8 protein-coding genes are annotated in these 13883 nt (G+C 48.4%); 5 read left to right on the top strand and 3 right to left on the bottom strand.

What is annotated here, in order from left to right; genetic code table 11:
* Nucleotides 1–7: 7 nt before the first annotated feature.
* The 4 genes from AB1757_07380 (at nucleotide 8) to AB1757_07365 (ending at nucleotide 7696) form a co-directional block, all read left to right on the top strand.
* The gene (locus tag AB1757_07380; protein MEW6126845.1) at nucleotides 8–1585 is read left to right on the top strand and encodes a glycosyltransferase family 39 protein; all 1578 of its coding nucleotides are present in this window, start codon (nucleotides 8–10) and stop codon (nucleotides 1583–1585) included.
* Nucleotides 1582–3237, top strand: coding sequence for a glycosyltransferase family 39 protein (locus AB1757_07375; GenBank protein MEW6126844.1), 1656 nt, complete (start codon nucleotides 1582–1584; stop codon nucleotides 3235–3237). The genes AB1757_07380 and AB1757_07375 overlap by 4 nt, the downstream gene beginning before the upstream one ends.
* 45 nt (nucleotides 3238–3282) lie before the next feature.
* On the top strand, nucleotides 3283–4128 hold the full coding sequence (locus AB1757_07370; GenBank protein ID MEW6126843.1) for a class I SAM-dependent methyltransferase: 846 nt from the start codon (nucleotides 3283–3285) through the stop codon (nucleotides 4126–4128).
* A gap of 202 nt (nucleotides 4129–4330) precedes the next feature.
* Nucleotides 4331–7696, top strand: a complete 3366-nt coding sequence (locus AB1757_07365) for a PAS domain-containing protein (GenBank protein ID MEW6126842.1) — start codon at nucleotides 4331–4333, stop codon at nucleotides 7694–7696.
* Here the strand turns inward: AB1757_07365 and AB1757_07360 are convergent.
* The 3 genes from AB1757_07360 to AB1757_07350 form a co-directional block, all read right to left on the bottom strand.
* A complete protein-coding gene (locus AB1757_07360) occupies nucleotides 7618–8121 on the bottom strand; it encodes an STAS/SEC14 domain-containing protein (GenBank protein MEW6126841.1) in 504 nt (167 codons plus the stop codon). The two genes, AB1757_07365 and AB1757_07360, sit on opposite strands and share 79 nt — an antisense overlap.
* 101 nt (nucleotides 8122–8222) lie before the next feature.
* A complete protein-coding gene (locus tag AB1757_07355; GenBank protein MEW6126840.1) occupies nucleotides 8223–9200 on the bottom strand; it encodes a PAS domain S-box protein in 978 nt (325 codons plus the stop codon).
* A gap of 262 nt (nucleotides 9201–9462) precedes the next feature.
* On the bottom strand, nucleotides 9463–10602 hold the full coding sequence (locus AB1757_07350) for a HAMP domain-containing sensor histidine kinase (protein MEW6126839.1): 1140 nt from the start codon (nucleotides 10600–10602) through the stop codon (nucleotides 9463–9465).
* A gap of 374 nt (nucleotides 10603–10976) precedes the next feature.
* On the opposite strand from AB1757_07350, the gene AB1757_07345 reads away from it, so the two are divergent.
* On the top strand, nucleotides 10977–13757 hold the full coding sequence (locus AB1757_07345; protein ID MEW6126838.1) for a PAS domain S-box protein: 2781 nt from the start codon (nucleotides 10977–10979) through the stop codon (nucleotides 13755–13757).
* The last annotated feature ends 126 nt before the right edge of the window (nucleotides 13758–13883 follow it).

Genomic DNA, 13883 nt, shown 5'->3' with positions numbered 1-13883 from the left:
TGAACTCATGGAAGCAACCGAAACCATCACCACCGCACAACCTGCCGGGACGAAGACATTCGTTATGCGCATCACATCGTACTGGACAGTGACGGCTATCGGGTTTGCCGGGGCGCTTGTTCTGCTATGGCGACTTGGCAGCGGCAGCCTCGATGATTGGGACGAAGCCATCTATGCGCAAATTTCCAAAGAGGCAGTTGAAGGCGGACACTGGTGGACGCTGCATTGGGGATTTGCGCCCTATCTCAGAAAGCCTCCCGTGTTCATGTGGACGACGGCGATTTTTTATGAGGTTTTCGGAGTCAGTGAATTTTGGGCAAGGGCGGCTTCGGCGTTTTCCGGTATCGCGTTGCTTGTCGTGACTTACCTGATTGCCAAACAGATTGATGACCGCTGGGTTGGATTCGCGGCAGTTGTCATCTTACTGACCAGTTATCAATTTGTCGCCTCTTCGCGTTTTGGCACGACCGATATCATGCTCACCTTTTTTATCTATCTGGCGGTCTATGGTTATCTGCGCGTTCAATCAGGTGATGCGCGCGGGTGGTATGTGATTTGGATTTCCTGCGCGCTGGCTTTAATGACCAAGTCGGCTGCCGGAGTCATTGCGCCCCTCGCCATCATCCTGGCGTTGTTTTTGGACAGGCGTTTTAAGACGGCAATCCGGTTACCACAATTCTGGCGCGGACTTTTTATGGCGTTTATCATCATCGTTCCCTGGCACATCAGCATGGTCGCGCAACACGGGCAGGCTTTCATTGAGCAATATATTAGTCACAGCATCGTAGATCGCTCAGTCGGCGCGCTCGATCAGCATACCGGCGACCGCTACTACTACATTGACCGGTTGCAGAAATATTTTTTCCCCTGGGTCTATGTCACCCCGTTTGCGATTGCCCTGACGATCAAAGAAATGATGCAGGGGCGCATAGGCGCGCGAATTTTATTGCTCATTGCAATGTTGAATTTTGGCATCTGTTTGATGGTGCAAACCAAGTTGAGATGGTACATCGTGCCGCTCTATCCGGCGCTGGCGATTCTCAACGCATCGTTGTTTGTGCAAGCCTTGAAAGCTTACCAGTCCGTCGCCTTTAGTTGTCTGTTAATGGCAGTGTTTGTCGTCGCCTTGCTGGCTCCTTTAAAAATCGTTTTGATATTTGGCATCACAGGAATGGCAGTTGTGCTATTGGCGTTTGCAAACAAGAAGATGATTTATCGACCCGTTGCCTTGATGATGTGCGCTTTTCTGATAACCGTTGGAGCGAACACCCTGAAGCCACTTTACCAAGGCAGCGAAACGCCTGTAGCCAAGCTTGCGCGTCTTGCCGGCAGCGCAAACGCTAATCACCAGTTGCCCGTAATCGTTACCTCCAACCTTTTTAAACCGACGCCGTTATTTTATAGCGACAGACCAGTGGAGGTCGCTTATAGCGCAGATGAACTGGCGCAATTTATTCAGCAGCCGAGAGAAATTATTTTGGCTGAAAAAGATATTGCGGCGTTGTCGGGCTTGTACAAGATTGAAGTTATCGAAAAAGCCGCACCGCTGGTTTATGCCACCATTAGCCGATTGAAAACGCCATGAAAAAAGCCAGCATCAGCATTATGCCTGACCTTCATCGCAAGCAGCGCTTGATTGCGACAAATGCCGCCTCGCTGATTACGCCGCAAATTATCGCTGTGTTGATGGTCGCTCTTATCTTGCGACTGTATCTGCTGCGTCAACCTTTTGTTGATGCCTTCAGTTGGCGACAATCGAGCACGGCAATGATTGCCGACAATTATTATCGCAACAACTGGAATATTTTTTACCCGGAGGTGAATTGGAGCGGGGCAGGAGCAAGTTATCAGGGACGCGAGTTGCAAACTGTGAGTTACCTTGCGGCGCTGCTTTACAAAATACTGGGAGCGCACGATTGGCTGGGGCGTTCGGTTGCAGTGATGTTTGGTGTGCTTGGCATCTTTGCCCTCTACCAACTCGTCCGTCTGGTGTGGGATGAAGAGCGCGCCACCTGTAGCGCCGCAATAATGGCTTTGCTTCCCGGAAGCATTTTTATCGAACGGTCTTTGCTTCCCGATGCGGCAATGGTTGCATTGGTGACCACCAGTTTTTGGCTTCTGGTTGTCTATTTAAAAACCAATCGTACCCTGTACCTGTTGCTTGCGGGGGTAATCGGCGCGTGGGGTTTTTGCACGAAAATTTCCGGCTTGATTATCGGGTTGCCAATGGCATACGCGGTAATTTCAATCACCGGAAAGCGGCGGTTGTTCACGAAAACCAAACTGACTGCAATCGCGATATTCGGCGTGCTCACGCTGATTCCGGTAATTGCTTACTACCTGTGGGCGAGACATCTGGCGCTTACTTATCCGCCTTATCATTTTGCCGGAGCAGGGAACTGGGTATGGGATGATGGGATTAGCCGATGGTGGGAGCAAAAGTTTTTTCTTGCGCTCCTCATCCGTCGCTTCACCGATTGGCTATGGACATTGCCGGTCATTATTCTTGTGGCGCTCGGTCTACTCTTACGCGCAAACCAGAGGACGGATGCTTTAGCGTCTTTGAAAAACCCAGCATCAACGACTGATTCAATGAAAGCCGCCTGGCTGTTTCACTGGTGGATGCTGGCAGGCGTGGTGTTTTACCTGATTGGCGCAAAGGAACTGGTCAATAACCCCTGGAACTTTCACATCATCAATCCGGCAGCGGCGGCACTCGCCGGACAGGCGATTTTATGGATAGCGATTTTTGCAAAACGCCTCATTCATCCGCTGGCAAAGCCTTTGATTATTACCTTGCTTCTGGCGCTGATCTTTTTTCGCGGTCAGCAAGGGCTAAGTTTTATGTACAAGCCTTACGCCGAAGATGGCTATCAACTCGGACTCGCGCTTCGCCGGATAACTGCGCCGGAATCGCTGGTCGTCACCATAGCCGATGACCCCGGCGACCCTGTGGCGATTTATTATAGCGGCAGACGCGGCTGGGTATTTCCACCGGCACGCCCGGATAAATCATGGGGCGTGATACCCGAAGACGCGGAAGCGATTCGACTCTTTGAAGAACTCAGAGCCGAGGGCGCAGGTTGGTTAGGGATGGTCAGAAGCCAAAAGCAGGAACTAATAAAGCGCCATCCTCTATTCGTCGAACATCTCGAGCGCACCTGTGAGTTGCAACAAAGCGAGTCGGGCTTTGTGGTTTATCGCATACTCAGCCCGGAAGCAGTCGCCAAGCCATAAACCTCGTGGGTGTACGAATGCGTGAAGGATATAGCCTGAGCAAGAATGAACAAATTAACCTGGGAGGTGTTTGAACTGATGTTCTATTCCTGGAAAGTGAAATTTTTAAAGACCCCTCGCGGCAATCATCTTTGGCGCAGATGGCGGGTGTGGCGCGGCGATGCGGTTGGTGATTATGGACACTTGCCCGACCACATTCGCAAATATGCTCCGGGTCATCGCTTCGCAGACATCGGCTGTATGTGGGGCGTCAATGGTGACTACGCATTTCTGGCTGAAGCGTGTGGCGCAACCGAAGTGAAAGCAGTTGACGTGTTTGGTCCGACGCCGGAATTTGAAGCCAAAAAACAGGCGCAGAATTCTGCGGTTGAGTTCATTCTCGGCGATGCCTGTCACCCGGAAACTATCGCGCGCGTTGGCGTCGTCGATGTGGTTTTCTGTGCGGGGGTGCTCTACCATCATCCCAGCCCTTTCGATTTGCTGGTGGCGTTGCGCCGCATGTGTGAAAAGACTTTGATTTTGAGAACCTCTGCGATTCCCGAAATCAAGGGGCTGGCAAACGCCGCCATCTTCTATCCGATGCTCAAACCGCAGGACAGAAAAGGTTGGGATTTGCGAAGCCTTGGCGTCGGTCGACAAGTCGGCATAAGCGATGGCTTTGAACCGCATCAAGGCTATGGGAACTGGTTCTGGGGATTGACGCCCTCCTGTATAACCTCGCTTCTGGAGACCGCAGGATTCAGTATCGAACGGCGATTTAACGAACCCTTTTCACAGACCTTTATCTGCAACGCCGTAGCGCCCGCTTTCGCGCATCGCCTGCCGTATGAAGACGAGGCGCGCAGCCTGGGGCAGCGGGTCTCTGCATCCGGTACTGCCCGTCCTTCGTAAGCCTGAAAAGCTGGCGAATTCAGCTTAAAATAAACTCTGGCATTTCACCGGGATGACCCTCATACTACGGTTGTTTAAACTTCCGTTCGGTTAGCCTTGCTATCATTTCCCTCCGCCAACAGACCAACGAAGGATGATTCCCTTGAGGTGGATTCAAACCCATAAAGTTACCCTCTTGTGTTCGGTTACATTGATGGTCTTAATGAGTATCGGAGGGATTGCTTATCGAGCGATTGTGGCTTTAGGAGAAGCTGAAAAATGGATGAGCCATTCTTATCGGGTCATCGACGACATTGATGCGTTCGATAATGAAGTCGCCATGCTAATCTCTGGTCAACGAAATTATCTGTTAAGCAACCGGAAGCCTGACCTTGAGCATTTTCATCAGGCGATTGATTCCACAAAACAAAAACTGCAAACGCTATCGGCTCTGATGAGGAATAACGCAATCCAGCAGGAGCATCTGGATGAGATTGAATCTCTGGTGTCGCGCATCTTTAACCTGCTTCAACAGGAAGTCGAGAGAAAATCTTTTCCACCAGGTGAAACCGGCAGCGAGCCGGCGCTAACTGAGAGCGCCGATATTTCACTTGCTGATCTTCACGATTTGATTTCAGGAATAAAAGACGAAGAAGCGAGCCTGCTGACCCGGCGGATTATCGATTATCAAACTGCCGGTAAATACACCTTGAAGACGCTACTGGTTGGCTCGGTGATTGCTTTTGTTCTGCTGATATTCGCCATCTATTTTTTTCGCCGTGAGGTAATCAGGCGAAAACAGGCTTTGGAATTTTTATGGGAAGGTGAAGACCGCTTTAAAGCGTTTATGAATAACAGCCCGGCGGTCGCCTTTATGAAGGATAGCGAAGGTCGAATGGTGTTTATTAATAAGCCCTTTGAACGCCTTTTTAATTTGCGCCCTGAGAATGTCTACGGAAAAACCGATTACCAACTGTGGCCTGCAAAAATCGCCGAGCAATTGCGGCAAAATGATCTTCAGGTATTGTCCACAGGTAAAATGCTTGAGGTCATCGAGGATGTGCCTACGGCGGATGGCGCTCCGCATCGCTGGCTTAGTTTCAAATTTCCCTTTAGAGATCGAAACGGCAAGCTGTTTGTCGGCGGCAAGGCGATTGATTTGACCGAACGCCTCAAAGCCGAAGCCCTTGCTCAACAAGAGAGCCGGATGTTGCAATCCTTGCTGGATAATTTACCGGATGCCATTTATTTCAAAGACACGCGGAGTCGCTTTACGCGGGTGAGTAAACATGTTCACCTGCGAGGCATCACTTCGCCTGAAGAAGCTATCGGCAAAACCGACTTCGATTTCTTTTCCAATGAACATGCCTGTGAAGCTTACGAAGACGAACAGGAAATTGTCAGAACCGGCATTCCGATTATTGATAAAGTTGAAAAGGAAACTTTTTTTGATCAAACCGAAGCCTGGGTGATGACCACCAAAGCGCCAATCTTTGATGAAGACGGAAAAGTAACCGGAATCGTTGGCGCATCACGCGATATTTCGGCGCTCAAAAAAATCGAAAAGGAACTGCGCGAAAGTAAACGCTTCATTGAAAGTATTACGGAACATTCGACCAGCATCATCTACCTTTTTGATCTTGAACGCCTGGTTTATACCTATTCCAATCGACAATTTTTCGACTTCATGGGGTTCACCTTCGCGCAAATTGAAGCGATGAGTAAGAACCTGTTTGCCACAGTGATTCACCCGGAAGATTTGCCGGGCTTTATCCGGCATTGGCGAGACTTTCTGGAAAAAGCCGATGGGGAAGTCGTGGAATACGAAGTGCGCAGCAAAAACGGCTGGGGGGAGTGGCGTTGGGTATGGGCGCGCGAAGTCGTCTTTAAACGCAATGCTTCAGGTAAACCGAAACTGATTATCGGCACCGCCCAGGACATCACCGAGCGCAAACAATTGGAGGCGGAGTTACATCAGGCGCGCGATCTGGCGATGGAGTCGGCGCGCTTGAAATCAGAATTCTTAGCCAATATGAGTCACGAAATCCGCACGCCCATGAACGGCGTAATCGGCATGACGAACCTCTTGTTGGATACCCCGTTGAATGCCGAACAACGCGATTTTACGGAAACCATTCAAGCCAGCGCCGACTCGTTATTGACGATTATTAATGACATTCTCGATTTTTCAAAAATTGAAGCGGGCAAACTATTAATCGAGAAATTTGATTTTGATTTACGCCATCTGGTGGAATCAACTATCGCTTTACTTGCCGGGCGCGCGCAGGAAAAAGGTCTCGAACTGGCTGCCCTGATTTACAATGAGGTTCCGACCAGCCTGCACGGAGATGCCGGAAGACTGCGCCAGGTCTTAACCAATCTCATCGGTAATGCGATTAAATTCACCGAAAAAGGCGAAGTGACGATTCGGGTCAGGCTGGAAAGCGAAACCCCCGCGCAGGTGGTGTTGCGATTTTTAGTGAGCGATACCGGAATCGGAATTTCCGAGACTGCTCTCAAAAGACTGTTTCAACCCTTTGTGCAAGCCGATGGCTCAGCCACACGACGTTATGGGGGAACGGGATTGGGCTTGGCAATATCGAAACAACTGGTTGAATTGATGGGTGGCGAAATCGGCGTCGAAAATCAATCCCGACCGGGGTCAACATTTTGGTTCACTGCGCCACTGGATAAGCAGGCGGAAAAAGGCTTTGAACTCGTTGTGCCATCATCACACCTGGAAGGCATCTCTATCTTGATAATTGACGATTCAGAGACCAGTCAACATATTCTCCTTGAGCAAATGGCAGGATGGAAAACCATCATCGAAACCGCCATTGATGAGGATACGGGCATGAAGATACTGAAAACCCGCGTGAGAGAAGGGCATCCTATCGACATCATGATTATCAATTTTCATTTACATGAAGAGCGCGCCTTTGAACTCGCCCGTCAAATCAAAGCGGATAAGACCATCGCCAAAACCCAAATCATCTTACTGACCAATCAGGGAGAGCGCGGCAATGCCCAACGGGCGAGACACACGGGAATCGCCGCTTACCTCACTAAACCCATTCGCCAATCTCAACTGTTTGATTGCCTGATGACCGTGACCAACACCCTGCTGGTTCCGGCAGTCCGGGAAAATACGCCGTCGGCGCTGATCACCCGTCACAGCTTGGCAGAAGGTCAATTGCCAAGAAATACCCGCATTCTTTTAGCCGAAGATAATCTGGTGAATCAGAAAGTGACCCTGCAACAATTGAAACGTCTGGGATATAGCGCGGTGGTTGTCGGCAATGGCTTGGCAGCCATCAAAACTCTGGAAACGGTTGAAGAAAATTTCGATGTGATTTTAATGGATTGCCAGATGCCGGAGATGGATGGTTACGAAGCAACCGCAGAAATCCGCCGCCGCGAAGACGGGTTTGCGCATATTCCGATTATTGCGATGACCGCAAGCGCCCTGGAAGGCGACCGGGAAAAATGCAAAGCAGCCGGAATGGATGACTATATTTCCAAACCCGTCAATATCGAACAACTCCGCACCGTATTGGAGCGATGGACACCGCCGGTTTCAATGCTTTGAGTGAGCCGTTCTCCATCTGCCGAATGATCGGTTAATGGATGGATCAGGTCTAAATCTTTTTCACATAGGTGGAGCCATTGGCAGGCACTTTCCAGCAACCGGAAAACTCTGACCTCTCGCTTTTTCGATTCGCTAAAGGCGCTATACATTCGCCCATTGGCGAAGGCTAACTGGTTATCGGTGACGATGGCGCATTGCGTCCCCGGATTCGATATAGCCGTATCCGCCAGATAGCGAATCTCGAAAGCGGTTAACCTCAAGCCCTCGATAAACCGCAAATCCAATAAGGTATTCAATGAGCGAACATAGCCCGGAAAATTCAACACCATTTTGCGCAGGTTCATTAAATCGGCGACGGTGAGGTTGCCGGTCAACCCGACGTAAAGCAGGTTTTTAGATTCAAGAAGGGATATTTTGAATAACATAACTACTCCTTTCAAACGTCCCTACCCGACGATTGATATAAATTTTATGGCTGGGTCGCTGTTTGCGCATTCCAGCGATCAGCTAATCAACAACCGGGGCATTAACCACTGACGGTCATTTTTTCATGTGCAAACATCCGGTCATAATAATCAGGATACAACTCTTTGGCGCAATCCCGACAAATCGCATGGCTAAAATGTGTGCCCGTTTGTTCGGTAATATAAGATTCTATTTGTTGCCAGTAGCCATCATCGTTGCGGATTTTTTTACAGACTGAACAAATGGGCAATAAATCCTCCAGGGTTCTGACGTTTGCCAGTGCCTTTTCCAAATTCTCGATTAATTCTTTCATGTCGGCTTCGTGGGCTTTTCGCTGACTGACGTCGCGAAAGATGACCTGAAAACCCATATCGGGAAGGAATTTGGCGCTGACATCAACGGTCAACTGACTGCCGTCTTTTCTGATAAGCAGGCGTTCATCCTGAATGGTTTCGCCCCGTTGCATCTGCGCATAACGGATGGGTTGCCTTTGCAAATCTTCGGGAGCCACGATGGCTTGAAGATTTAATTGAAGAACTTCTTCTTCATTGTATCCGAGCAACTCACGGGCTTTGGTGTTCGCCATCAAAATATTGCCTGCTTGATCAAATATCATAATGCCATCGGCAGCCATCTCCATGAATAAACGGAAGCGCTGCTCACTGATTTTCAAAGCTTCTTCGGTATGTTTACGTTCCGTGATGTCTTCGACTAATTTGAGCGCTTGTATGGTCCCGTCTTGATTATGAAAAAGCGTTGCGGTCAGATTGCCCCAGATGATGCGTTGGTCTTTGGTGATATAGCGTTTTTCAATGCGATAACTGGAAATCTCGCCGCGAAATAATTGGGTAATTAAATTGACATCCTTGTCGATGTCTTCGCGGTGGGTAATATCGACAAAGGTTTTACCTAAAAGTTCCGCTTCATCATAACCGAGAATTTGGCAAAGCATGGGATTGACTTTGAGTAATTTGAAATCCGCACCCACAAAGGCAATGCCAATCGGCGCATATTTGAATATCTTTTGATAAACCGACACTGTTTCAACATCCCTTTCCCATTGGCATTCCGGTAAATGAAATAAACCTATGGAAAAATTTCAAGCTGAGGTCAGGCATAGGAGGGGATTGGCTTTTTGGGTTTAACCTGTTCAGTAGAAGAAGGGAATTCCAGTATCTTACTCGGTCAAAATCCTGTCAATACTATCTTCAAAGTCGTTAAGGTCGATCCTGCAACAGCAGACCAGATCGCCTGCTGTACATCCTTTGTGTAAGTCCTCAATCTTAACCGGACGCAATATTTCATTCCCTCAGCGAAACCGGGAAGCGGGCTTTAAACCTGGTTCCTGATTCAACCGAGGTTTCAAAAGCGACATTGCCATGCAGGTAACGTTCACTTAAAAGCTTGACGCTGTAGGTGCCCAGACCCCTGCCCACACCTTTCGTCGAAAATGAACGTTGAAAGAGTTGCAACTGCACATTGCGCGGAATGAAGCTCGGATTATGTACCCAAAATTCCAACTCTTCGCCTTTACACTCTACCCCTATGGTCACACAGTCACCGCTTTCGGTAGCCTCTAAGGCATTTTTCACCAGGTTGCCAATCACCCGCCGCAGTAGTACCTTATCCGAAGTCATGAGCATCTCTTCGGCGTAGGCATCAATGCGTAAGGCGCGATCTTGGGCAACCACATGGTTACTGTAGGTGTTCAATAAATCCTGTAACAATTCCTGGGTGCTAAAGGTCGTCAGATTAACCGTGAGATTATTGTCTTCGGCAGCTTTCAAATCCCTTTGCGTTTTAATCTCTTCAACCAAATCTCTGGCTACCATCTGAATCATTGAACACAGTTCTTCGGTTTCCTCAGTAGGCGAGTCTTTTAATAAATCGGTTAGTCCCAGAATGCCTCCGGCAGTATTGATCAGGTCATGGAAAAAGATTCGTTCAAGCGCCTGCCGCCTTTTCTCATGGCTGATGTCTTCGGCGTAGAAAATCGTAAAATCCTGGTTTGCCAATTTGAGCGGCGAAGCCACCACACGCAGGTCTAGCGGTTCACCGCTGGTATTAATAATCCGACATTCTTCGGTAACATATTCTTGATTTTTACTCTTTAAAATGGCATTGACCGCGCCACAATTGCGACAAAATTCCGTGGTTCCGCAACCGCCTTGGGATTCAAAAGCGTGTATGCAGTTCAAGGCTTCACCCGGTCGTTTGCCAAACAAAGCGTCTTTGTGGTCTTCATCCATCAAACAGGCGACGTTTTTGTTGGCGTAAACGATTTGGCGTTCTTTATTGAGCACGACGACGACTTCTGGGATGGTATCGAGAAAGCGTCTTAAAAATGGCAGATTGATGAAATAATCTTTCTGTTTTTGAATGGTGTCAGCAGAGGCTCTTTCTGCCGGAGCATAAAGCGTCGTCAAATTATCTGATGCCATAGAACTTTCCTTTTTGCCTGTGATGATTGCCCGGAAATGAGGTTCGCCGGTTTAACTGTCCGGCAAAAAATATGCCATCCGAGAATTTTTAAAATCCCGGAAAAATCCAGTAATTTTAAGCCTGAATGGGCAGGATTTGCTTCTTCTATAGCAATTTGCTATGGCATCAGGCTTGCTCATTGTGGTTCTTCCCCCTTTTGACTTTTCCTTTGGGGAATAATCCTCAGTCCGGCTTTGTTCGGTTTCAGTTAAGAAAAGGTTTCGTTATGCGGGAAACAAGCCTTCAACCTATGACCTGAAGACCAGTTTAACATCCTATTGAATAGGTTTATGCGTCATCAATCCAATATCGACCTACCCGCTAAAGGATAGATATGACCGATAGTGAACTCTTAGTGGCAATGAATCGCATTTCCGCATGCTTTGAGAAAATTCTCACTACCGCCCCCGTGGTGATTTATGTATTAGACCTCATCGAGCGACGAAATATTTATGTCAACCGGCAGGTTTATGCAGACCTCGGCTATTGCCCGGAAGAAATTTGGGACCTGGGCGACCATTTCATAGAGAAGTTAATGCATCCCGATGATATTGTCCGCATCAATGAAATGATTTCACGGTGGGACGATGTCGCAGACGCTCAAGTGCTCGAGCAGGAACTCCGCTTGCGCCATGCCGACGGCACCTGGCACTGGTTGCAGATTAAAGAAAGTGTTTTTCAGCGAACCCCTGATGGACGGGTGCAACAGATTATCGGAATATCGTTTGACAAAACCCAATCCAAATTGGCGGAAGAACAAAAAAAGCAAGCCGAAGCCTCGTTTCAACAAATATTTTTCAATAATCCCTTGTGTATGTGGGTCTATGATTTGGAAACCCTCGCCTTTCTTGAGGTCAATCAAGCTGCCATCGAAAAATACGGTTACACGCGGGAGGAATTTCTCGCAATGACGATTAAAGATATTCGCCCGAGCGAAGATATTCCGGCATTTCTCAATTATTTAGCTAAACCGCGCGGGGAATTGCGGCACTCAGGAGAATGGCGACATTGTTTGAAGGATGGTTCAGTCATCACCATTGAAGTTACCTCTCATCTACTCGAATTCAATCAACGAAAAGCGGTTCTGGTTATGGCTTCAGATATCACCGAGCAAAAAAAGACTTCCGATCAACTCAAACTACAAAGCGCGGCGCTTGAGGCGGCAGCCAATGCGATAGTTATTACCAATCGCGATGGCGTTGTCGAGTGGGTCAATGCGGCGTTTGCTAATCTCACGGGTTATGCCTCCGAAGAGGTGATTGGCAATAAACCCAGCGTCTTGAAATCCGGCGAACATCCAAAAGAATTCTATGAAAATCTCTGGCGCAGCATTCTCGATGGCAAGACTTGGCGCGGCGAAATTGTTAATCGTCGCAAAGACGGGGCGCTTTACTATGAAGAGATGACCATCACGCCGGTGCAAAACGGCAAACATGAAATCGAACATTTCATCGCCATCAAACAGGACATTACCGAGCGCAAGCGGGTGGAGAAAGATTTGGAGAGAAGAGAAAAACTCTATCGTCTGCTTGCCGAAAACATGGCGGATGTGGTCTGGGTGCTCGACCCGATAAACATGAAATACAAGTATGTCAGCCCATCCGTAGAGCGCTTAATCGGCTATACGGTGAACGAAATCATTGCTCAACCGATTAATCACTACCTGGCAGCCGCTTCGTGGGAGGATGTGAAGTCGAGTTTATCGGCAAGGGTCAAGCAGTTTTTGCAATTCGGAAAAGATGATGCTTCTGAACTCTATGAGGTTCAACAAATTCATAAGAATGGTTCGATTGTCTGGGTCGAAGTAACCGGTACGATCACCCGCAACGATGACGGAGAAATTGAAATCATCGGTTCATCGCGTGACATTACTCAACGCAAACAGACTGAAGTGAATTTGAAACAAGTACAGAGCGAACTCTATCAGGCGCAAAAACTGGAATCCATCGGTCGCCTTGCCGGAGGCATCGCCCATGATTTGAATAATGCGCTGGTGCCGATTATCGGGTATTCCGAATTGCTCGCCAAAGAATTACCCAAGGATAGTTACCAACTTTTGAACCTGCGGCACGTTCTCACCGCCGCAGACCGCGCTGCCAAACTGGTCAGACAAATTCTCGCGTTCAGCCGTAAACAGATCATGCAGTTGGAGACCCTCAATCTCAATGAGGTGATTAGCGATTTCGCAAAAATGTTGAATCGCTTAATCGGAGAAGATATCGCTTTTCAAACGCGATTGTCGCCCCATTTATACCCTGTGAAGGCAGACAAAACGCAACTCGAACAGGTGTTGATGAACCTCGCCGTCAATGCGCGAGATGCCATGCCGGATGGCGGCAATCTGATGATCGAAACCACCAATGTCGCGCTTAACGAACAGGCGCTGGCTGTCGGCATGCAACCCGGCGATTATGTATTGTTGAGCATCAGTGATACCGGTCATGGCATGGATGAAGCGACTCAACAGCGAATTTTCGAGCCTTTCTATACCACGAAAGAATCCGGCAAAGGCACAGGGCTTGGGCTATCAACCGTATTTGGAATTGTGAAACAACATAATGGCGATATTCGGGTTTACAGCGAACCCGGCGTAGGAACGGTTTTTAATATTTATCTTCCGGCTTGGACTCAAACGGAACCTGTGGAGGATGGTCGCTACACCCAGGATTTCCGGGGAGAGCGATTTTTGGAAGGGCAAGCAGAACCTGTGAAAAAGAAATCGGAGATTGCCAGTTTATCCGGGAAGGGAACTATTCTTGTCGTCGAAGATGAAAACGCCGTTCGTGAATTGATCGAGATGCTGCTGAAAGACCACGGATATGAGGTCTACGCTACCTCAAGCCCGCAAACAGCCATTGAAATGGCTAAATCGCTTCAAGGGAAATTAGACCTCTTATTAACCGATGTGATTATCCCTGAAATGAATGGTAAAGAACTGTTCCTGCAAATGACCCAATTTATGCCGGCTCTCAAAGTCATCTATATTTCAGGCTACACCGATGATGTGATTGCGCGTCACGGCGTGCTTGAAGAGAGTGTGAATTTCATTCAAAAACCTTTTAACGCTTCCAAATTATTGATTGAGATTCGGGATGTAATCGCTAGAAAAAATTGACTGCCTCACCACTTGCCAAATATCCACTCACCGCTTGCTCTAACGGCTTTCACCTTTCGATTTCAAAGCGACGGCGCATCCGACACCATAAAGATTTTTTTCGATTCGCTGAACCCCACTGATACC

The sequence above is a fragment of the Acidobacteriota bacterium genome (genome assembly GCA_040754075.1).
Classification (GTDB): Bacteria; Acidobacteriota; Blastocatellia; order UBA7656; family UBA7656; genus JBFMDH01.
The sequence above is the reverse complement of the archived record's forward strand: the minus strand, read 5'-3'. Positions and strand labels throughout refer to the sequence as shown.